At 46.0% G+C, this 21,906-nt stretch carries 22 protein-coding genes; 15 read left to right on the forward strand and 7 right to left on the reverse strand.

Going from position 1 to position 21,906, the window contains the following annotated elements; all coding sequences use genetic code 11:
- Window positions 1–46: 46 nt before the first annotated feature.
- Together A6049_RS08850 and A6049_RS32925 are read right to left on the reverse strand one after the other, a co-directional pair.
- A complete protein-coding gene (locus A6049_RS08850; protein ID WP_063564278.1) occupies window positions 47–895 on the reverse strand; it encodes a DegV family protein in 849 nt (282 codons plus the stop codon).
- A gap of 120 nt (window positions 896–1,015) precedes the next feature.
- Entirely contained in the window at window positions 1,016–1,273 is a 258-nt protein-coding gene (locus A6049_RS32925) for a hypothetical protein (protein WP_145921909.1), read from the reverse strand.
- A 496-nt stretch (window positions 1,274–1,769) separates the two neighbouring features.
- Between A6049_RS32925 and A6049_RS08860 the strand changes: the two genes are divergently transcribed.
- Window positions 1,770–2,156, forward strand: coding sequence for a DUF423 domain-containing protein (locus tag A6049_RS08860; protein ID WP_063564280.1), 387 nt, complete (start codon window positions 1,770–1,772; stop codon window positions 2,154–2,156).
- A gap of 145 nt (window positions 2,157–2,301) precedes the next feature.
- On the opposite strand, the gene A6049_RS08865 is transcribed toward A6049_RS08860, so the two are convergent.
- The gene (locus A6049_RS08865) at window positions 2,302–2,880 is read right to left on the reverse strand and encodes a hypothetical protein (RefSeq protein ID WP_063564281.1); all 579 of its coding nucleotides are present in this window, start codon (window positions 2,878–2,880) and stop codon (window positions 2,302–2,304) included.
- 230 nt (window positions 2,881–3,110) lie between these two features.
- Between A6049_RS08865 and A6049_RS08870 the strand changes: the two genes are divergently transcribed.
- On the forward strand, window positions 3,111–3,413 hold the full coding sequence (locus A6049_RS08870) for a YunC family protein (RefSeq protein WP_017689545.1): 303 nt from the start codon (window positions 3,111–3,113) through the stop codon (window positions 3,411–3,413).
- 106 nt (window positions 3,414–3,519) lie between these two features.
- On the opposite strand, the gene mtnA is transcribed toward A6049_RS08870, so the two are convergent.
- On the reverse strand, window positions 3,520–4,593 hold the full coding sequence (gene mtnA / locus A6049_RS08875; protein WP_063564282.1) for an S-methyl-5-thioribose-1-phosphate isomerase: 1,074 nt from the start codon (window positions 4,591–4,593) through the stop codon (window positions 3,520–3,522).
- Between the two features lie 45 nt (window positions 4,594–4,638).
- Window positions 4,639–5,856 carry an S-methyl-5-thioribose kinase gene (gene mtnK, locus A6049_RS08880; protein WP_063564283.1) on the reverse strand — a complete coding sequence of 406 codons (1,218 nt, stop codon included), beginning with the start codon at window positions 5,854–5,856 and terminating at the stop codon, window positions 4,639–4,641.
- A 298-nt stretch (window positions 5,857–6,154) separates the two neighbouring features.
- On the opposite strand from mtnK, the gene A6049_RS08885 reads away from it, so the two are divergent.
- The 9 genes from A6049_RS08885 to A6049_RS34005 all read left to right on the forward strand — a co-directional run bounded on the left by A6049_RS08885 (window position 6,155) and on the right by A6049_RS34005 (window position 14,091).
- Window positions 6,155–6,616 carry a Dps family protein gene (locus A6049_RS08885; protein ID WP_063564284.1) on the forward strand — a complete coding sequence of 154 codons (462 nt, stop codon included), beginning with the start codon at window positions 6,155–6,157 and terminating at the stop codon, window positions 6,614–6,616.
- A 125-nt stretch (window positions 6,617–6,741) separates the two neighbouring features.
- Window positions 6,742–7,317 carry a DUF1802 family protein gene (locus A6049_RS08890; protein WP_063564285.1) on the forward strand — a complete coding sequence of 192 codons (576 nt, stop codon included), beginning with the start codon at window positions 6,742–6,744 and terminating at the stop codon, window positions 7,315–7,317.
- Between the two features lie 371 nt (window positions 7,318–7,688).
- Window positions 7,689–8,468 (forward strand): Fe-S cluster assembly ATPase SufC, encoded by a 780-nt coding sequence (gene sufC, locus A6049_RS08895; RefSeq protein ID WP_063564286.1) that lies wholly within the window; start codon window positions 7,689–7,691, stop codon window positions 8,466–8,468.
- A gap of 24 nt (window positions 8,469–8,492) precedes the next feature.
- On the forward strand, window positions 8,493–9,797 hold the full coding sequence (gene sufD, locus A6049_RS08900; RefSeq protein WP_063564287.1) for a Fe-S cluster assembly protein SufD: 1,305 nt from the start codon (window positions 8,493–8,495) through the stop codon (window positions 9,795–9,797).
- Entirely contained in the window at window positions 9,794–11,014 is a 1,221-nt protein-coding gene (locus A6049_RS08905) for a cysteine desulfurase (RefSeq protein ID WP_063564288.1), read from the forward strand. Before sufD ends, A6049_RS08905 begins: the two co-directional genes overlap by 4 nt.
- Window positions 11,004–11,435 carry a Fe-S cluster assembly sulfur transfer protein SufU gene (sufU, locus tag A6049_RS08910; protein WP_063564289.1) on the forward strand — a complete coding sequence of 144 codons (432 nt, stop codon included), beginning with the start codon at window positions 11,004–11,006 and terminating at the stop codon, window positions 11,433–11,435. The genes A6049_RS08905 and sufU overlap by 11 nt, the downstream gene beginning before the upstream one ends.
- A gap of 20 nt (window positions 11,436–11,455) precedes the next feature.
- The gene (gene sufB, locus A6049_RS08915) at window positions 11,456–12,853 is read left to right on the forward strand and encodes a Fe-S cluster assembly protein SufB (protein WP_024629097.1); all 1,398 of its coding nucleotides are present in this window, start codon (window positions 11,456–11,458) and stop codon (window positions 12,851–12,853) included.
- Window positions 12,854–13,097: 244 nt separating this feature from the next.
- Window positions 13,098–13,817, forward strand: a complete 720-nt coding sequence (locus tag A6049_RS34375; RefSeq protein WP_063564290.1) for a M23 family metallopeptidase — start codon at window positions 13,098–13,100, stop codon at window positions 13,815–13,817.
- A 142-nt stretch (window positions 13,818–13,959) separates the two neighbouring features.
- A complete protein-coding gene (locus A6049_RS34005) occupies window positions 13,960–14,091 on the forward strand; it encodes a YjcZ family sporulation protein (RefSeq protein WP_211754048.1) in 132 nt (43 codons plus the stop codon).
- Window positions 14,092–14,230: 139 nt separating this feature from the next.
- Here A6049_RS34005 and A6049_RS08925 read toward each other — a convergent pair whose 3' ends face one another.
- Complete coding sequence (locus A6049_RS08925; RefSeq protein WP_063564291.1) at window positions 14,231–15,280, reverse strand: HD-GYP domain-containing protein; 1,050 nt, start codon at window positions 15,278–15,280, stop codon at window positions 14,231–14,233.
- Window positions 15,281–15,404: 124 nt separating this feature from the next.
- On the reverse strand, window positions 15,405–16,151 hold the full coding sequence (locus A6049_RS34380) for a molybdenum cofactor biosynthesis protein (protein ID WP_063564292.1): 747 nt from the start codon (window positions 16,149–16,151) through the stop codon (window positions 15,405–15,407).
- A gap of 120 nt (window positions 16,152–16,271) precedes the next feature.
- Between A6049_RS34380 and A6049_RS08935 the strand changes: the two genes are divergently transcribed.
- The 4 genes from A6049_RS08935 (at window position 16,272) to A6049_RS08950 (ending at window position 21,688) form a co-directional block, all read left to right on the forward strand.
- The gene (locus tag A6049_RS08935) at window positions 16,272–17,702 is read left to right on the forward strand and encodes a bifunctional metallophosphatase/5'-nucleotidase (RefSeq protein ID WP_063564293.1); all 1,431 of its coding nucleotides are present in this window, start codon (window positions 16,272–16,274) and stop codon (window positions 17,700–17,702) included.
- A 69-nt stretch (window positions 17,703–17,771) separates the two neighbouring features.
- A complete protein-coding gene (locus tag A6049_RS08940) occupies window positions 17,772–18,890 on the forward strand; it encodes an HD-GYP domain-containing protein (protein ID WP_063564294.1) in 1,119 nt (372 codons plus the stop codon).
- A gap of 223 nt (window positions 18,891–19,113) precedes the next feature.
- Window positions 19,114–20,250: a radical SAM/CxCxxxxC motif protein YfkAB gene (gene yfkAB, locus A6049_RS08945; protein ID WP_090808721.1), complete on the forward strand. Its 1,137-nt coding sequence runs from the start codon at window positions 19,114–19,116 to the stop codon at window positions 20,248–20,250.
- Between the two features lie 52 nt (window positions 20,251–20,302).
- Entirely contained in the window at window positions 20,303–21,688 is a 1,386-nt protein-coding gene (locus A6049_RS08950; RefSeq protein ID WP_372829737.1) for a hemolysin family protein, read from the forward strand.
- Window positions 21,689–21,906 lie beyond the last annotated feature (218 nt).

The following is a 21,906-nucleotide window of genomic DNA, read 5'->3' on the forward strand; positions in this document are numbered from 1 at the left end:
CATGATTCTAATCATTAAGGAAACATGCTGTGTGATGAGAGGCCTTTTATAAAACCGTGTTGTAAATGATACCGATCGTTTTGGGACCACAATGACTACATATAACGCAACCAGCCGTAGTTAATTCCACTCGTGCTCCAGTCTGCTCCTGCAGAGACTTTTGCAAATCAAGCGCGTCTTCCTCGGCCATGGTATGCACGACGATAACGAGATCGCGATCGATCTGTTCCTTATGGTTAAGTGTGTTTTGCAGCATTTGTTCCAGCGCCTTTTCCCGTTTGCCACGGACTTTGTAGGCAGGAGACATCTTGCCATCGGCTACCCGAATGACGGGGCGAATTTTCAGCAGACTGCCAATCAGGTTTTGCATGCCCGAGCAGCGTCCACCTTTATACAGATACTCCAACGTATCGATGACAAACTCAGTTCGCACATTTGGCTTGATGGCTTCAACGAGATGTGTAATCTCCGTCAGGCTTTGCCCTTTTTCTGCTGCATGAACTGCCTTCATCACCAGCAGGGCAATTCCGGAAGAAAGATTCAGAGAATCCACGACAGAGATACGACCTTCCGGGAACTCGGAACTGGCCAATCTTGCATTTTGGTAAGTTGACGAAAGTTCAGAGGACAAGCTGATATATAAGATATCATACCCTTGTTCTATGTAAGGTTGAAATGCCGTCATGAAATCAGCAGGTGAAGGTGCTGCTGTTTTGGGCAGACGCCCATCCCTGCTTACACGTTCATAGAGCTGCTCCGGCTTAATTTCAGCACCGTCCTTCAGTGATTCCTCACCGAACACGACATATAAAGGGATGATACCGATATCGTGCTGCTGGATCCATGCTGGGGCCAGATCACTTGTGCTGTCCGTGAAAATTTTGATTCGTGACATGTCAATCTCCTTTGGATACGAAAATTTGGCAATAGAATGGATCAAATGGATCATGTTGAGATGAATCAGTGTTATTTCATTATCATTTTTGAAGAATGAATGTAAAGCGGATATACGCTTCTACATCATATAGATACCTGCAATAATAAGCCCTGCAAACGCCAGGATCATGGCTCCACTGAGGATGGTTCCAATAATAGCAAAGACTTTTTTTCGATTTTTGAGAATAAGCCCAATCACGCCGAGAATGATTCCGGCCAGATTAAGAATCAGACAAACTAGAACAGCCAGAGAAGCCAGAACAACTGCTGGATGTAATGCAATCTCCTCCACTTGGATCCGTGTGGTTACAACGCCAATTGAACTGTTTATAGCCATTGTGGCAAAAAAAAATCAGCATGTAACCAATGATTGAGACCAATCCAATCACAAAACTTGCAATACCAGGCCCGGAATGTTTCAATCGACCCATGGATGGATCTTCCAGGGAGGAAGGGGAAGGTGTAAACAGGTTGTCATGATTGGGATCTGAATAATCCGTGCCGGAACCGGATTGATAAGGATTATTGTTATTCTGTTTATTGTGATTATCCATAAATGGTGTATCCCTCCCTTAATCGTGGCATGAGTGTAATTAACCTAATCCGGGTATTATGATTCTCAGCAAGAGAATGAAAGGCATTCCTTTTTACTTTTCCATAAAAATCGATAAAAATCAAGGTTTAACGCCAGTTTTCGTCGATTTTGAGGCAAAAGCGCAACAAAGTATATATAACCAGACATATAAATGCCTTCCGCATCGGAGCTGGCTGGTAAACACTGCAAGGATTCGCTAAAATAATAGTTGAGAGATGAATTAAGGGAGAGAAGTTAAATGCAACGGAAATGGATGATGCTTGGTGCTGTACTGACAATGCTTTCGGTAGCTATTGGTGCGTTTGGTGCACATATGCTCAAGGAAAAAATTGGTGCAGACGCCATAGCCGTGTATGAAACCGGAGTGCAGTACCACATGATACATGCAATCGCACTGCTGATTATTGGTCTTACAGCGGGTCAACTTGGACCGTCCACCAAGCTCAAGTGGGCAGCACGCCTGCTATTTATCGGAATTATCATATTCTCGGGTAGTCTGTATGTACTGAGTATTTCAGGTATTAAAATATTGGGAGCCATCACCCCAATTGGCGGGGTAGCCTTTATTGTCGGATGGTTGTTATTAGCAATAGACGTGTGGCAGCGGGGAAAAGATCGCTCATGATGATTTACAATGGATGGGCATAGTTATGGCCAACGTACGATGTACCAGTTCATTGTTACATGAATGAATACCTAAAAAAGCAACTTGCCTGGGAAATGTTATGGAATTCCCCCGTAAGTTGCTTTTTGTTTGAATGCTCATTGAGTTAGAGAAACTCATCAATTTCATTGGTTCGGAACGTATACACTTGTTTTTCATCCACATGGTAGACGCTTACAATGCTGGTATCCCGATCAAAATTCAAGATTCGGCATGGAATGCTTTGATGCCGGCCGTTCTTGTTGTTCACAACGATCCGAGTAAGACGGTTTTCTTTGATAAGGGTATCAATCCATACATCGAATGAATTTCCGTTGGTAGTGTTGGATGCTTCGGTTGAAGGAGCTTTCTGGGAAGCAGGTGTTTCGATTTCACTTTGTGGTGTGACTGGAACGGTTAAAGCCGTCGCTTGATTTGGTGAAGTGTTCTTCTGTCTTGCATTGGATTGTGATTTTTTTCTTTCTTTATGAAGAAAGGCGAATGAGTCCTTTTTGGACTGCAGTGTCACTTCAATAATTTTGCCAAGCTCTATGCCGGATTGAATCCGGAAGTCTGCAATTTGTTCCTCTTTGTTTATGAACTCCAACAGGGACTGCAGTGCCAATGCATTCGAGCGGCTCTTAATAAGAATATCGACATTGAATAAAAAGCCGATTTCTTCTTCGTTGGATAAGGTTTCTTTCATTGATCCCAGCCCCGTTAAAAGATATGTCAGCAAAAACATGCTTCAATACACTATATCATTAAAAAGGCAATAATCATAGTACTGGAGACATAGAAAATGAGCAACCACTTAGGCAAAATCAAGTAAAACCATATGCATTTCCAATCCTTTTCCGCAGGTGTCCACACGGCTATCCAGAATGAGGCATACAATTATCGTGACCTGTGGAAGAGGAGGTGTATCGGGAAATTATGGTGACGATGGAGCCGATTGTGGTTGGAGAACATGTTCTGGTCGGGGTAGAAGTGAAGTTGCCCAAAACGACATTACTGACGATTAATACATCCAAAGGATATATTATGTGCGGAGCACTCGATGTGGGATTACTTAATGAGAAGCTTGGGGATCGCAAAATTATTGCAGCTCGGGCGGTTGGCGTGCGCACATTGGAACAGCTGCTGCATGCACCTATGGAGTCGGTGACAACGGAAGCCGAAGCTATGGGCATTACGGTTGGCATGACGGGTGTAGAAGCATTGCTCAAGATGATCTAATCCCTGAATAATCAACAATTAAAGAGAGGGCTCCCCTACTGGGAAGTCCTCTCTTTAATTTACATGTACAAATCCTATATCAAACGATAAAACATGTTTCCACTAATTAAGCTTCATCCTTGGCGAACAACGCAGCCAGATTCTCTTTGAAAGGAGCGCGAACGACGCCTTTTTCCGTAATAATGGCTGTTACATATTCGTTAGGTGTGACGTCAAACGCTGGGTTGAATACTTTCACACCTTGCGGTGCTGTACGTTTGCCAAATCCTTCTGTTACTTCCTCCGCAGCACGTTCCTCAATCGGAATGAGGTCTCCGGATGGCGTAGACAGGTCAATGGTGGACAGTGGGCTGGCTACATAGAATGGAATGTTGTGCGCTTTGGCAAGGACCGCTACGCTGTATGTTCCGATTTTGTTAGCTACATCCCCATTGGCAGCGACGCGGTCTGTACCCACGATAACTGCCTGAATCCAGCCTTTGGACATGACCATGCCTGCCATGTTGTCGCAGATCAGAGTAACGTCAATACCGGCTTGCTGGAGCTCAAAGGCCGTAAGGCGTGCACCCTGAAGGACAGGACGAGTTTCGTCTGCGAATACTTTCAGGTTGATGCCGCGCTCGTGAGCGAGGTACATCGGTGCAGTCGCCGTTCCGTATTTCGCGGTTGCAAGTCCGCCTGCATTACAGTGTGTGAGGACACCCATACCGTCTGCGAACAAAGGAAGAGCATTTTCACCGATAAGACGGCAGACTTCTTCGTCTTCTTTTTGAATCAAAAGTGCTTCCGCTTCAAGAGCAGCATTGCTATCTTCGATGCTTGCACCGGATTCAGCAAGGTCACTGGCTTTTTGCATCATACGATCCAGCGCCCAGAACAGGTTAACAGCGGTGGGACGGGAAGTGGCAAGATGAGCACAGATGGATTTTACATGATCCAGCCAGCCTTGTACGGCAAGTCCGTCATATGTCTTGGCACCGAGCACGACACCAAATGCAGCAGCGATTCCAATCGCGGGAGCACCGCGTACTTTCATCGAGTGGATGGATTCCCATACTTCCTCGGGCGTGTACAGTTTCAGCATCAGAATTGTTTCAGGCAGCAGACGCTGGTCAAGCATTTCAAGCTTGTCCTGTTTCCATATAAGGGAGGACAGAGGCTGATGTTCAGGGGTTGTCATGGATGTTCCTCCGTTCCTTGAGTTAAGTAATATGCATTCTTTGAGTTAAGCTTTAATAGAAGTAACCGCAGTAGCTACTGTATCTAGAAGTTCACCAATGGTATTCAGATTGCGATTACGCTTGATGAGTGCTTTACCGATGGCCAGCGCTTTGCGCTGAGCGCGTTCACGTTGTGTCGCATCTTCAATCGTATCGATATCTGCGACATGCGCAAGTCCAACAATACGACGGACCATTTTCGCGCCAGCAAAGCCAGCAGAGTCTCTGAATAATTGTTGTACATAAAGATCTTCATATCCAGGCGCTTTGGCCATAGGATCAACCAGATCGGAATTCCACAGACCACGGAAGCGGGATTCGAATTCAGTCCATACCTCACGAACCATATCCAGCAAAATCGTTTCACGCTCATGAAGAGCCTTCTGATCTTGAATTCGACCTGGCAGCGACGCGTAGTGGAGAAGCAGATTGGCAAGCACGGCTCCTACATCAAATCCCATTGGGCCGAAATAGGCAAATTCGGGATCAATGACTTTCGTGGATTCAGGTGTGACAAAAATACTGCCTGTATGCAAATCACCATGAAGTAGAGCTTGACCATGGGTGAGAAATTTCTCGCGCAGCAAGGCTACTTCAAGATGGAGTTCTCCATCTGTACGAAGTGCTTCCGCTTCATCTTCAATGGAAGCCTCATAATTATTTTTCTCCGCAATGCGATAAGGTTCATCAAAGATCAGATCTTCGGTTATTTTACATTGATCCGGATTGACGAATCTGCCCTGTTTCTCTTTCTTCAGTTGCTGGTTCATGCCAAGATCTGACGTGAAAAACAATGTTCTTGCCATGAACTCCCCAATATGTTGTGCAAAAAGAGGATATGTTCCGCCATCGATGAGGCCTTTACGCATAATCACATGATCGCTCAAATCTTCCATCACGGTTAAGGCGAGATCATCATCATAATGGTACACTTCCGGCACCATTCCCGGACATAGACGATACTCTTCCTGTAGGATTTCCCGTTCAATTCTGGCACGTACCAGAGACAATGGCCATGATTCTCCGACCACTTTCGCATAAGGAAGAGCCTGTTTGATAATGATACTTTTATCGGAGTTCTGATCCGTGATATGGAAGACCAAATTCAGATTGCCGTCACCGATCTCACGACATTCCAGATTCGCATCTGCCGCAAACGGACCCGGTAAAGTTTTGGCCAGTTCGATTGCATCCTGGGGTGTAAAAGGGTGATATTGGGACAAGAATGCCACCTCCATATATATGAAGAAACAGGAAAACCCACTTCTTTGCTTGGTATATGTCAGTATATCGGAAATAACTGTGATTTTGTACCCTTTTTTTGAGACAGCCCATACTGGACTTGTTTCGAACTTCCGGTGTACGGGTAAAAACAAATAGGCCGGACGGTTGACAGAAATACCGCCGACAAGGCTCCCCACCACTGGTGGTGCCGAAATGTTAAATCTCTGTCATTTACAATAGGGTACCCTGCTTATAGTGAATGTCAGACTAATTTTATAATAAAAGGATGGGATTAAGATGGCTACAAAAAACAAAACAGATCAAGCAAAATCGGTGGAACAAGTACTTAATCGTCAGGTGGCAAACCTGAACGTCCTGTATGTTAAAATCCATAACTATCACTGGTATGTAAAAGGACCTAACTTTTTCACACTGCACGTAAAATTCGAAGAATTCTACAATGAAGTGACTGTACAAATGGATGAAATTGCTGAACGTATTCTTACCCTCAAAGGTAGCCCAGCGGCTACGATGAAAGAATATCTGGAGATTTCCTCTATTCAGGAAGCAGCTGGTGGCGAAGATGCCAACACAATGGTACAGAATCTGATCGAAGATTTTGCTACATTGTCGAACGAGTACCAGGAAGGTATTGAAGTGGCAGACGCTGCAGAAGACCAACCAACATCTGATATGCTGACAGGCTTCAAAGCTGATCTGGAGAAACATATGTGGATGCTGCGCTCTTTCTTGGGCTAATTCCATCCTCTTACCGAGTTTGTTGGCTTATAAACCATACAGTTACTCTAACCGATCTTTCACGTTGCCAGGACGACGCCGAGCGTCTATACTGCTGACAAGACTGACTTCGGGAGGAGAACTTTATGATAGGCACAACGATACCAGCGTTAAAAGAATGGGCCTCCGCAATCAAAGCGCTGGAAACGGGTCGCCAAGTTATGGTGATGCGCAAAGGCGGGATTGTGGAGGAAACCCGACGTTTTGAGTTGAAAAGTCCAGCGTTCTATCTGTATCCGACTTATGAACATCAGCGTAAAGAACTGATAAAGTCCTCTGATCATTTCTATGTTGAGGAATCATTGGCCGAATGGGTGCCTGAAGCTTCGACGATCCATCTCACAGCATATGCTGAAGTGACACAGGATTGGGAGATCAGAGATCAGGAGATGCTGGATCGACTTCTTGACTTTCATATGTGGACTGCGGATTTTGCCGAAGATCGCCTAAAGTGGAAACGCAAAGATCCACTCCACGTATTGATACTCCGAGTGTACCGTTTGAAGGAACCGATGGAGATTCCCGTATTACCTGAATACAACGGATGCCGTTCATGGATTTCCATTCCGAATGGTCCGGTGCCGCGCGAAATGACGCCGGTGGTGGACGTTGCGGATTTTGACGAACAGGTACAGAAGATTAACGAGACGCTCAAAATGTAATGTTATTTATCGGAAGGACTTGTCCATGATATGGATAGGTCCTTTTTCAATTGAGAGGATCAGATTTGATAAAAGATTGAATCCCTGTGATTTTTCTCACTGTCTATTTATGACGTAGAAGTTTTGTCATTTGATTCAATCTGGCTTTTATTATAGAATCAGATAGAATAATGTTTCCTGTAAGGGACAAGAGTTCTTAGGAAATGACTTGATAATCATTGAGAATCAGTTTAGAATTATTCTAAAGTGATTCTTGCTTTGGAGATTGGAGTACAGGAGAAATTCAGGGGAAGCCCTGTTCAGATATTAATAGGTGCTTTTTCGTTTTCGACAGTAAACATCAATTTAATCAATGGAGGGAAACAATACACATGGCTACGAATTTCGTCATTGAAGGTTTGAAAGCGACGATCGAAGGTAAGGAAATCCTGAAAGGCATCAACCTGGAAATGAAAGGTGGAGAAATCCACGCAATCATGGGTCCGAACGGAACAGGTAAATCAACACTGGCTTCTGCACTTATGGGGCACCCTAAATATGAAGTAACAGAAGGTACGATTACACTTGATGGTGAAGATGTACTGGATATGGCTGTAGACGAGCGCGCTCGTGCAGGTCTGTTCCTGGCTATGCAATACCCGAGTGAAATTGCTGGCGTAACGAATTCTGACTTCCTGCGTAGCGCAATCAACGCACGTCGTGGTGAAGGTAACGAGATCTCCCTGATCAAGTTCATTCGCCAAATGGAAGGTAAAATGAAAGAACTCGACATGAACCCTGAGTTTGCTCACCGTTACCTGAATGAAGGTTTCTCTGGTGGTGAGAAAAAACGGAACGAGATTCTGCAAATGATGTTGCTTGATCCAAAAATTGTAGTACTCGATGAAATCGACTCCGGTCTGGATATCGATGCTCTGAAAATCGTAGCAAACGGTGTAAACGCAATGAAGAGCGAAGATCGCGGCTTCCTGATCATCACTCACTACCAACGCCTGTTGAACTACATTACTCCTGACTACGTACACGTAATGATGCAAGGTCGTATCGTGAAGTCTGGCGGACCTGAACTGGCTCACCGTCTGGAAGCTGAAGGATATGACTGGGTTAAGGAAGAGCTGGGAATCACAGACGAAACTGTAGGTCAAGCGTAAAGACAAAACGGAGGAGGATAATCAATGACTACACAAACAATTCTTCCGGTTGAATCTGAAGCGCTTCGCGCCTTGTCGGAAAGCAACAATGAACCCGGCTGGTTGACCGAGCAGCGTCTCGAAGCCCTTAAGCTAGCAAGTGGGCTTGCGCTTCCTAAACTGGAAAAACAAAAAATCGAACGCTGGAATGTCAGCGAGTACGGCACGTATAAAGCTAGTGAAGCGATTGCTTCCCTTGAGGAAGTACCAGCTTCCATTAAAGATCTGGTTAAGGACCAAGCGGAAGGCAGTCTGGTTATCCAGCGTAATTCCAGTACGGTATATTCCAAGTTGTCTGCTGATCTTGCAGCAAAAGGAGTTATCTTCACGGATCTTGCTACAGCGGTTCGCGAACACAGCGATCTGGTAAAACCATATCTGAATACGGCTGTGAAAGCAGATGAGCATTCCCTTGCTGCACTGCATGCAGCACTTTGGAACGGTGGGGTATTCCTCTATGTTCCGAAAAACGTAGAGATTGAAGTTCCGCTGCAAGCGGTACTGCTTACAGATGATGCTACTGCAACATTTGCACCGCATGTGCTTGTAGTTGCTGAGTCCAACAGCTCCGTTACTTATGTGGATAACTATGTATCTGGCGAACTGTCTTCACCTGTATTCCATAACGGTGTTGTGGAAGTATTCGTGAAAGCTGGTGCCAAAGTCCGTTTCGCATCAGTTCACCAACTGAGCACAAGTGTTACTGACGTATCTTTCCGCCGTGCAGTGGTGGAGAACGACGCTTCGATTGAGTGGATCGTTGGTGAGATGAACAACGGTGATACTGCAAGCAACACGATGACGGTTCTTAAAGGGAACGGCTCAAGCTCCGATTCCAAAGTTATCGCAGTAGGTTCCGGTTCCCAAAAACTGAACTACACAACAGAAGCTCGTCACTTTGGCAAAAACACGCCAAGTCAGATGATTACACGTGCAGTTATGCGTGAAGAGGCTTCTGCAATCATTAACGGAATCACGAAGATTGAGAAAGGTGCTACCAAAGCGGACGGACAGCAAACAGAGAAAGTACTGATGCTGAGCCCGAAAGCACGTGGAGACGCCAACCCAATCCTTCTCATTGATGAGGATGATGTAACAGCTGGTCACGCGGCTTCTGTAGGTCAAGTCAATGTGGAGCAAATTCATTACTTGATGTCGCGCGGGATTAACCGTACGGATGCGGAACGCCTGATCATTTACGGCTTCCTGGCTCCGGTGGTGGCGGATATTCCTCTGGAAGCACTGCGTACCCAATTGCAGTCTCTCATCGAACGGAAACTGGGACAATGAACCCTGCTATCCGCGAGCAGTTCCCGATCCTCCACCAGGAAATCAACGGACACCCGCTCGTATACCTAGATAACGCAGCGACTTCCCAGAAGCCGCTGGCTGTAATCGAAGCGATTAAACATTATTATGAATTTGAGAACTCCAATGTGCATCGTGGTGTTCATACGCTTGGAAGCCGTGCAACGGATGCTTATGAAGGCGCACGTGAGAAGGTTGCCAAGTTTATCAACGCACGGCGCACACAGGAGATTATTTTCACCCGTGGGACAACGACCGCTCTGAATTTGGTGGCTTCGTCCTACGGACGCTCAGTCTGCAAAGAAGGCGATGAGATTGTTATTACGCAGATGGAACACCATAGCAATCTGATTCCATGGCAGCAGGTAGCCAAGGAAACGGGTGCGACATTGAAATACATTCCCCTTCAGCCGGATGGCAACATTGATTTGGCTGATGTGGAGAAGACGATTACGAACAATACCAAAATTGTAGCAATCGCGTATGTATCCAATGTTATGGGTGTTGTTCATCCAGTAAAACAAATTGCTGAAATTGCACACCGCAATGGTGCTGTCATCGTTGTGGATGGCGCACAGAGCACACCGCACATGAAGGTGGATGTGCAGGATCTGGACTGTGATTTCTACGCATTATCCGGCCATAAAATGTGCGGACCAACCGGGATCGGTGCACTTTACGGCAAAAAGGCGCTGCTGGAGTCCATGGAGCCGGTTGAGTTCGGCGGTGAAATGATTGATGATGTGGGTCTCTATGAATCCAATTGGAAAGAGCTTCCTTGGAAATTCGAAGGTGGAACACCGATTATCGCAGGTGCGGTTGGATTGGGCGCTGCTATCGATTTCCTGGAGCAGATTGGCATGGATGAGATTGCTCATCATGAAAGTGTGCTGGCAGCTTATGCAACGGAACGTATGGCCGAGATTGACGGACTGACCATTTATGGGCCAGCTAAGCGTCATGTCGGAGTGGTTACATTTAACCTCGGTGATGTACATCCGCATGATGTGGCAACTGTGCTGGATGCGAGTGGCGTAGCCATTCGTGCTGGACACCACTGTTGCCAACCGCTGATGCGCTGGCTTGAAGTCAGTTCAACAGCTCGTGCCAGTTTCTATCTATACAATAACGAACAAGATGTGGACCGGCTTGTCAGCGCCTTAATCCAGACAAAGGAGTATTTTGGCGATGCAACTTGATGATCTGTACCGGCGTGTCATAATGGACCACTACAAAAACCCGCGGAACCGCGGAACGTTTGATAATGAAGCTGTCACGGTGAATTTGAACAATCCAACGTGCGGCGACCGGATTTCACTGCAACTTTTGCTGAAAGACGGAATCGTTCAGGAAGCCAAGTATACGGGGGAAGGTTGTTCCATCAGCATGTCCTCGGCATCGATGATGACCGAGGCAGTCAAAGGCAAAACGATGGATCAGGCACTCGACATGGCTAACCGTTTCTCCTCACTGATGAAAGGGGAAGAAGTCGATTTCGACGATTATGAAGATCTCGAAGCCCTATCCGGTGTGAACAAGTTCCCTGCACGCATCAAATGTGCCACATTGGCCTGGAATGCTTTACGCAAAGGAATTGACGAAGAGGACAATGTACAATAACGATAGGGAGGTAGAGCAAGATGGCTAAAAAAGCACCAGAAATGGAAGAGTATAAATATGGTTTTCGCGACGAGCACAAATCCATCTTTCAAACCGGTAAAGGTCTGACTGCAGAAGTCGTTACGGAGATTTCCAAAATCAAGAACGAACCGGAATGGATGTTGGAATTCCGTTTAAAATCCCTGAAACAATTCGAAAAAATGCCGATGCCTAAATGGGGCGGAGATCTTGACGGATTGGATTTCAACGAAATTCAGTATTATGTCCGTGCTTCTGACAAGCAAGGAAAAACATGGGAAGAAGTTCCTTCCGAAATCAAGGAAACTTTTGATAAACTGGGTATCCCTGAAGCGGAGCAAAAGTTCCTCGCAGGTGTATCGGCTCAGTATGAGTCCGAGGTTGTATACCACAACATGCAAAAAGAATTGGAAGATCAGGGCGTAATCTTCATGGATACGGATACTGCACTTAGAGAGCATCCGGAAATCCTGCGTGAATATTTCGCAACCGTTATTCCACCAGCAGATAACAAATTTGCTGCATTGAACAGTGCCGTTTGGTCCGGAGGAAGCTTCATCTACGTGCCTAAAGGCGTAAAATGTGAAGTGCCTCTGCAAGCCTATTTCCGGATTAACTCCGAAAATATGGGACAATTCGAGCGTACACTCATCATTGCGGACGAAGACAGCTTCGTTCACTATGTAGAGGGCTGTACAGCTCCAATCTACAGCACGAACTCACTTCACAGTGCGGTTGTTGAGATCATCTGTAAGAAGAATGCTCGTGTTCGTTATACAACGATTCAAAACTGGGCACCAAACATCTACAACCTGGTTACGAAACGTGCGGTTGCTGAAGAAAATGCAACGATGGAATGGGTCGATGGCAACATCGGTTCCAAACTGACGATGAAATATCCAGCAGTTGTACTGAAAGGCCGCGGAGCTAAAGGTTCGGTTCTGTCCATCGCTGTAGCTGGTAAAAATCAGCATCAGGATGCAGGCGCGAAAATGATTCACTTGGCTCCAGATACAACATCAACGATTGTATCCAAGTCGATCAGTAAACATGGTGGTAAAGTAACCTACCGTGGTCTGGCTTCCTTTGGTCGCCAAGCGGAGGGCGCAAAATCCAATATCAAATGTGATACGCTCATTCTGGATAATGAGTCCACATCCGATACGATTCCTTACAATGAAATCATGAATGATAACATCATGCTTGAGCATGAAGCTACGGTATCCAAAGTGTCCGAGGATCAACTCTTCTACCTGATGAGCCGTGGTTTGACCGATGCAGAAGCAACACAGATGATCATCATGGGCTTTATTGAACCGTTCACGAAGGAACTGCCGATGGAATATGCGGTAGAGATGAACAGATTGATCAAGTTTGAAATGGAAGGGTCAATTGGTTAATCCAACTGCCCTAACCCGTTTCGAAACGTCGATTCTGATTGTGGCAAAGTTGTGCTGAATCAGTTTCACGTGAACTAAATAGCATATCAAGAAAGATCGAGGGAGTTTATCCCTCGATCTTTTTTTATTGCAGTAGAAACGAACTGGGATGCTCTATCCTGGGTTTATTTGTAATAAAATAAGATCAATAGCACAAGCCATTTACTAGATTTAAGCATCTAATGATAGAAAAGGATGTGAATACATGAGCATAAATCCGTTTAAGGGATATCGGATTACGAGTTCATTTGGCTATCGAATTCATCCTATTTCTGGCGGTCAGACATTTCATCGTGGAATCGATCTCGTCACAGAGCCATGGAATGGGCCCATACATGCATTTATGGACGGGACTGTACGTTTTGCTGCGGAAGGTGCTACAGGCTCAGGATTCGGCGGTTACGGGCTTACGGTTGCAGTACAGGATCATAGGGGCTACTTGCATTGTTATGCTCACCTTTCTAGAATTGCAGTGAAAGTTGGACAGCAAGTGAAACAAGGACAGCTTCTTGGCAACCAGGGGAGCACGGGTGAAAGCACGGGTCCGCATATGCATTATGAGGTACGCAAAACGAGCTCCCCTTCGTATGGATACACGGCTAGTGAAAATGGTGTTGTTGATCCAGGGATATATTTGCAATCTGAATATAGTTCGACGGTTGAAGGACAGGAGGGGACCCCAATGACGACGGAGGAAAGGGCACGATTAACAGCGATGGAGAAGATGCTGGAATCCCAGTCAGCCTGGATTCAGCAGCAGAAGAGCATTTCCAGTATGGCTTGTCCGTCTTGGGCTGAGGAAGCTTATCATTACTACCAACCATATATAATGAACGAAACAGGCAGTTATGACTTTTGGAGATTACTTGTCATCATGTATCGTAAGGAGAAGGGAATCAAGGTCTCTTCCAGTTCCTCAAGTTAACGAACAGATCAGGAGTATACGTGAAGATTGATTTAGGCAAAAGCAGGCAGACAACCATTTATTGAATGTTTCCAGTTCGCCCGGTTCATCCCAACGCAAACGTCATATGTTAGGGTATACCTGATGAAGAGGAGGCAATCACATGAGCGAAGTAGGATATGGCTGTGGGGGCAACGTAGGCGGCGTAGGCGGATACAATATGTTCACAAACACGGGTGCGATCTTGGTACTGTTCATCCTGTTGGTTATCATCACTAAAGCATTCTTTATTTAATATGATATGAACAAATCGGTATACAAAAAGGGAAGCCTTAACGGCTCCCCTTTTTTGCGTCAAATAATATAAGCGTGTAAGAAATTCTCTTGAGCTTGGGTTACTCTAACTGCTGCTGCGCATACCTAAATGCTAATGGTTACTGGATATAAATTTCAACGATAGCTACATCTCTTTCCTTCGCTAAATCAATGAAGGCTGTAGAGGTCTGAACGAGTGGGCGGAAGTAATCCGCAGGGTTATTCAAGACAATCAGACCGGTTTCGCCGGTCGTGAGCAGAACCCTTTTGCCAATAAAATTGGGTAGCATGTGTTTGATGAGTTCCTGCGTAACTTCAGCATTCAACTGGCCGAAGCTGAGGCTGTACAGTTCGCATAGCACGGAGATTAATTCCTGCTTGGTCTGATACACCCGATTAGTCGTCATCGCGCTGTACACATCGGCTACAGCCGTTATACGGGCAAATGGATGAATCTCGTCACCTTTCAGTCCGTAAGGGTAGCCACTTCCATCCTCGCGCTCATGATGCTGGAGGGCAACGGTTGCAAGGATCTCGTCCTGAGTGGACTCTTTGACAATCTCATAACCATATAACGTATGTTTCTTCATTTCTTCGAATTCTTCCGGCGTTAACTTGCCCGGCTTATGTAAAATTTCAGAAGGAATCTTGGACTTGCCAATATCGTGAAGATATCCTGCTTTGGCCACGGTTAGACACTCCTCAGGATTGTAGCCCATCCAGCCGGCGATATAAAAAGCGAGCATTCCGACTTGTAAGGAATGGTTGTAGGTATAGTCGTTATCCCCGTCAAGCATCAGCAGCAAGGAGACAACGTCCTTTTGTTTTTCAAGCTGTCCCGTTAGGGTTATCAGTATTTCATCGACCTGAGTCTCATCAATAAAACCCTTCTCCATCGCTTGTCCAAACAGAGATTCTGTACCTTTGATCGTATCGTTAAACAGGTTAGTTAACAGACGGGTTTGATCGGAAGGTAAGGTTTGTGCATCAGAGTGGAGGTCAGATGTTGTATGCTCTACATCTGCGTAATCGATTCCGTGCTGCAGCAGCTTGGCAATATCATCGTCGCTGAGTGTGGAACCTTTCATCAGCATGTGGAGACCCGAACTGTTGTACACATCATTTTTTAACAGGTCGCCAGTTTTAAGATCAGTAACATGCACTCTCACGTATAAACCACCTTTTCCTCGACTAATATCGACATATATGATTATAATAACAAGAAAAAAATGGGTTGACAACGACTTATTTACTAATTTCATCACCCGTCGAACAGGTCGAATGACTAGTTATTTAATTGTCTGTAGGGTTCCAGGGTCCTAGTTGATGACCTTTCCACTCGGAACCATCTTCCCATATTTCTTTTTTCCAGATGGGTACATTCTGTTTGAGTCTTTCAATCGCGTAACGGCTTGCGTCATAACAGTCACTGCGATGAGGGGAGGAAACGGCAATAACGACGCTGATCTCTGCTACGTCTACCTTCCCAATCCGATGGCTAATCGCACATTTTACGCCTGGCCAGCGTTCATTGATTTCACTACCGATAGCTGCCATCTGAGAAAGTGCCATAGGTACATAGGCCTCATATTCAAGATGAACCGTTCGTTGTTGTCCGGTCATTTCACGGGTGGTGCCAACAAAGGTAAGGGCAGCTCCATGGTTTGCCGTAATGACGAGCTCCGTTGTAGCTTCGACGGACAGCGGGGACTGGGTGATCAGGAATAATCCGTCATCCGTACGATGCTCAGGATGGGTAGAACGATGTCCGTCACCATTCAAATGGGAACCATCTCCTCCCGATACAGGGGGAATTAAGGCGAGTTCATCCTGGGCCTTGATTATAATATCGGCAGAAGCATACTGCTGATTTACTGCTAGAAAAGAAACACGTATTTGAGCAGCCGCTTCAGGGTAAGCAAGGCCCAGTTTTTCTTTTAATTGCATAGGAGTTGGATCCGTTCCGGGATAATCATATTCAAGCAGGGATGTGCCCAGACGTTCAGCGATTCCTGCAAATAGTTGAATTGTTAATTTCATGGAAATTACTCACCTCTTTTTAATCTCTAAACCCTATAAATATATCATAACGACGCGGAAAATGTTATGCTTATCCATTAGAGGAATGTACGTTATCGACGATATGAGGGAGGCGGTGTGATGAGCACCAAGAAGGCGCAAACATTAACGATTCTACACACCAATGACATTCATAGTCATTTTGGCTCCATGAGCTCCATCGCCGCCATGATCGGATACGAGAAGGAACAGGCTGGAGAATTTCTGGTAGTGGATATCGGAGATCATATGGACCGGATGGCAGTTGAGACGGAGGGTACCCTGGGGGCAGCCAACGTGGATGTCATTAACCTGACCGGTTATGATGCGGTAACGATCGGAAACAACGAAGGACTAACATTTACATCCGAGCAACTGGCGCAGTCTTACTCTGGACTTCTGTGTCCTGTTGTATGTGGAAATGTTGTGGACCAGGCTACAGGCCTGCCACCAGTCTGGATGAAATCCTCTCTCATTTTGGAGAAGGGGCCTTTTCGCATCGGTTTGCTTGGTGCTACAGCACCCTTTACCGCTTTTTATGAATTGTTGGGTTGGGATGTATTGGACCCGGTAGAGACGCTGCGTGAGCAAGTTGAAGCTTTGCGTCCTCAGGTGGATGTAGTCGTTATTTTGTCTCATCTGGGGCTTTCCACAGATCGCAGATTGGCCGAACAGATCCAGGGCATCGATGTCATTCTGGGCGGACATACACATCATGTACTGGAAGAACCATTAATCATTGGTCAGACGGTGCTTGGAGCGGCAGGCAAGTTTGGCCAGTGGCTCGGTAAGGTGGTACTGGAGCGGGAATATGAAGCGAATGAACTTACACTGGTGAGCAGCGGCTGTGTTCCGGTCCAGAACATGTTGCTCGAAGAAAGCGTATCGCTGGCTATAGATACACACCGGACGGAAGCTGAGCGTGCGCTGGTCCAAACAGCCGTTATTACGGACAGGACGCTGACCATTGATTACGATCATGAGTCACCGTTTGCGTCATTGCTTGCCCAGGCAGTTCGGCAGTTCACTGGAGCGCAGTTGTCTCTTGTTAACGCCGGGCAGCTCCTTGGAAATCTTCCGCAGGGGAATATCACGAAGGGAATGTTACATTCCCTATGTCCATCTCCCATTAATGCCTGTACAATATGCTTGAATGGAATTCAGATTCGGGAGGCTCTGGAGCAGTCCCTGTTTTCAGAGTTTTCACGTAAACCGATTATCGGGTTTGGATTTCGTGGGGATATTTTAGGAACATTGTGCATGGATGGTATGGATGTGGAGTATGACCCCCATTCGCCTCCATATGAGAAAATCCGTGCCATATATATTGAGGGCGAGCCGGTTCATGATGAACATGAATATGTGGTAGGAACACTCGACATGTTTACCTTTAACGTGGGATATCCGTCCCTTGCTCTTGGAACGGATATATCGTATCGACTTCCTGAATTCATACGTGACCTGCTCGAAACGGAATTAAAAAGGCCTGGGGCGCTGGATGACAGCCTGCGATCCCGTTGGCATAAAATCTAACAAGTACTTGCCTTCTGCTGAAGCGGCGGCTAGTGGAAATTACATCTACGGAGCGGGAGAGGATAGGCTGTGCGTTTAGTACATATAAACCTATTGCAGCCTGGCATGAAGCTGGGGAAACGAATTTATAGTGAAGAGGGTTTGGTTCTGCTCAGTGAGGGAGTGGAGCTGACCAGTCGGTTGATTGGACGTCTGAAGGACCTGGGGATTGGATATGTGTATATTTCGGATGCAGCAACAGAGGATATCATCATTCCGGATATGCTGCAGGAAGAGACCAGGCGCAGAGCGTTAGTTGAGATCAAACAGCAGTTTCAGAGTATGTCGGGTCTCAAAACCAAAAGCCGAATCCCACACTTCGGAAAAGCACTTAGCGGGTTAATGAATACGATTCTGGAGGACATCGGCAGTCAGAAGGAAGCAATGATTATGCTTATGGATATGAACGCCAGTGATTTTGACCTGTATAATCATTCTCTTAATGTATGTGTGTATACGCTGGTTCTTGGTGTGGCATCGGGTTATACCCGCCAGCAATTAATGGAGATTGGTCTGGGTGCCTTGTTACATGATATTGGAAAAACACAGATTGCTCCAGAAATTCTGCACAAGCCTGCCAAATTGAGCGATGAGGAATTTAAAATCATACAGCAGCATACTACATATGGACATCGTATTCTCAAAGACGAACCGGGTATACCGCTCCTTGCTGCCCATTGCGCATTACAACACCATGAACGGATTGATGGCAGCGGCTATCCTTTTGGTTTGAAAGACAAAGAGATTCATGAGTACGCCAAATGGCTAGCTCTTGCCGATTCGTATGATGCGATGACAACCAATCGGGTATATAAACAAGCTTTGCTGCCACATCAAGCTGTGGAAGTATTATACACGGGTTCAGGAACTTTATATGAACAGCGAATGCTGGAGAAGTTCCGTGACTGCGTAGCCATTTATCCCTTAGGTATCTCCGTCACGCTGAGTACAGGGGAGGTCGGGGTTGTTGCAGACATCCATACGCGCATTCCGCAACGACCACGTATTCGTGTTCTCAAGGATGCAGACGGACAGACATTAAGTGCACCCTACGAGATCGATCTGTCTACAGCGTTGTCTGTTATGATTACAGGTGTTGAGGGTGTGGAAGACGCTACGCCAGCTTCAGCGCGTGGCGAATTATTTTGATATCCTGACGTCAAATGGAGAATGGGTCAACGCTCATTTCGTAATATCCGGGCCAGCAAGGCCTTGATATTACGCGGGCGTTTTTTGTCATGTAATGGACAGAGCATGCTCATGCCAGAGCACAGGAAATTGTGCTATGATTAAAGATAACTCCAAAAGTTGCAGACGGGGTATGTTGTAAATAAAACTTTTTAGGTTAATAAAAGGAATAAGGTGAAGAACAATGACCATGCTAAACTCAGGATCGGTAGAACCGATGCCTTTATCGCCGACTAATGATCCTTGGGATCCGATCGGCTCTTTGCGTACATATGGACGCCATGTGCTGACCAGTGTAGAAATGACCGTGACTCATCTGTGCAATATGCGCTGCGAGCATTGTGCGGTAGGAGATATGTTAACGATGCGCGAAGCACCTGCGCTTCCGCTGCCTTTGATGCTTAAAAGGCTGGATGAGGTTGAGCACCTTCAGACGATCAGTCTGACGGGTGGTGAGCCGAGCTTCAGCCAGAAGACCGTGGATGAGATGATCATTCCGCTCCTCAAATATGCCAAGGAACGGGGCATTCGTACCCAGATTAACTCCAATCTGACGCTGGATTACCGTCGGTACGAGCAGCTTCTGCCTTATCTGGACGTTATGCATATCTCATTCAATTATCTGAATGCCGATGACTTTCACCAAGTTGGGTTTGCCAACAGTGGTAGACCTGTAAAACGGGAAGTCGCGGTGAAGATGTATGAGAAAATGATTGAAAATTCCCAAAAACTCAGTGAAGCGGGCATGTTTATCTCTGCGGAGTCCATGATTAACTTCCGTACTCATGACAAGCTTGAGGGCATTCATCAATTGATCCGTGAGATGGGCTGTGTCCGTCATGAAGTGCATCCGATGTATAATTCGAATTTTGCTTCTTCGCTGCCGGTGCTTTCCCTTGATCATATGAGAGCAGCAATTCATCGTTTGTTAGATGTGCGTGACAAGGATATGTGGATGCTGTTTGGTACACTTCCGTTCTTCGCATGCAGTGCAGCAGAGCAGGATCGCGAACTGATCAACCGCCTGTATAGCGAGCCTAAAGTGACGGTTCGTAATGATCCCGATGGTCGTAACCGCGTTAACGTGAACATGTTCACTGGGAACGTGTATGTTACCGATTTTGCCGACATCCCGGCGTTTGGCAACATTCGTGACCGGAAGCTGGATGACGTATTCCATGAGTGGTCGGCGGAACATCCTTTGAATCAGACAGTGAACTGTCATTGTGATGCTGCTTCTTGCTGCGGTCCGAATCTGCTGGTGGCAGATATGTATTATAAAGGTGTGGATTTCAAATCGAGAAAAGCAATTACACGTTGATATTCCAGGTGTATTCCTGAAATAGAGAGAAAAGGGGAGTTTCGACTTGGGTATTCATACCGAATTTCATCTTGGGCAGTTGGTTTTTAATCTGGTCTGTGTGTTTCTGCTCGTATTTTTGAATGGTGTATTTGTCGCAGCGGAATTTTCTCTGGTCAAAGTTAGACAAACACGCCTCACTCAATTACAGAGTGAAGGGAATAAGTTGGCTGGTTATGCACTGAAGGTGAATGGTAAATTGGATGCCTATCTATCGGCAACCCAGTTCGGAATCACGCTGACATCGCTGGGGCTTGGTTGGCTAGGTGAACCGGCCATTTCCGAATTGCTGGTCGAACCTCTAATGTTCAAGCTTGGTGTAGCGGATACAGGACTTATATCCACGGTATCGGTCATCATTGGTTTCTGTATTATTACGTTTTTGCACATTGTGCTGGGTGAGCTTGCGCCCAAATCTCTGGCGATTCAAAAAACAGACGGAGTGGCTTTGTTGCTATCCGCACCGTTGCTGTTATTTTATAAAATTTTCTTCCCATTCATCTGGGTACTGAACGTATCAGCCAATGCACTGCTGCGTTTGGCGGGCATTGAACCCGCCAGCGAAGGGGAGGCCCATTCGGAAGATGAGCTTCGCATCTTGATGAAGCAAAGTGCGAAGAGTGGTGTTATCGACAAGGATGAAATCAAACTGATGGATAACATCTTTGATTTCTCCGATATGCTGGCACGCGAAATTATGCTGCCACGTACGGATATGGACTGTCTGTACACTCATATGTCGCTGGAAGAAAACCTGAAAATCATTAATGCAACGAAGCATTCCCGTTACCCTGTAGCTGTTGAGGATAAGGATGAGATTATCGGATTTATCCACATTACCGATCTGCTTCTCGCTGAACCAGCCCAGCAGCATGATCTGGCTGCGCTTGTTCGACCAATTCTGAATGTTCCTGAATCGATGGAGATCAGTCATGTACTTCGTTTGATGCAGAAAAAGCACTCCCAGATGACGCTGGTGGTCGACGAATATGGCGGTACAGCCGGCTTGCTGACTGCTGAAGAGATTTTGGAAGAGATCGTTGGTGATCTATATGATGAGTTCGAAGACGAACGTCCGCATATGGAGCGCAGTGGAGAAGCCTTTTCCATCGATGGTCGTTCCCTGATTGAAGAGGTCCATGAATGGACAGGAGCTGTCATTGAGGATGAGGAAGTCGATACGATTGGCGGCTGGCTATTCAAGGAATTGGAAGGCAGCGCGGTCAAAGGTAAAACACGGGAGCAAAACGGTTATGTCTTTGAAGTGGAAGAATCCACCCGTCTCCGAATTACCCGTGTGAAGGTATATAAGCGACCCGATCCTGAAGAAGATAAGGTGGAAATAGAAAAGGAACCAGGTTCGATGCAGGATGATGATCGTGAACGTAACAGGGACTGAGTATTGATGAAATAATCATTGATGCTTATGCCGCCATATCAAATGAAGTGACCTTTGGACACTGCCCAGCGGGGGAAGTTGTTCGAAGGTCTTTTTTTGCGTTCCGCTAAATATGGGATTAACTTGGGGGACAGCGACATATGGTTATAGAGACGGGAAATGAAAGCTTGTAATGTAGGGATGTCGAATGTACCAAATCAGTGATGAAGGAGGCGTTG

This window comes from Paenibacillus sp. O199, assembly GCF_001636635.1.
Lineage (GTDB): Bacteria > Bacillota > Bacilli > Paenibacillales > Paenibacillaceae > Paenibacillus > Paenibacillus marchantiae.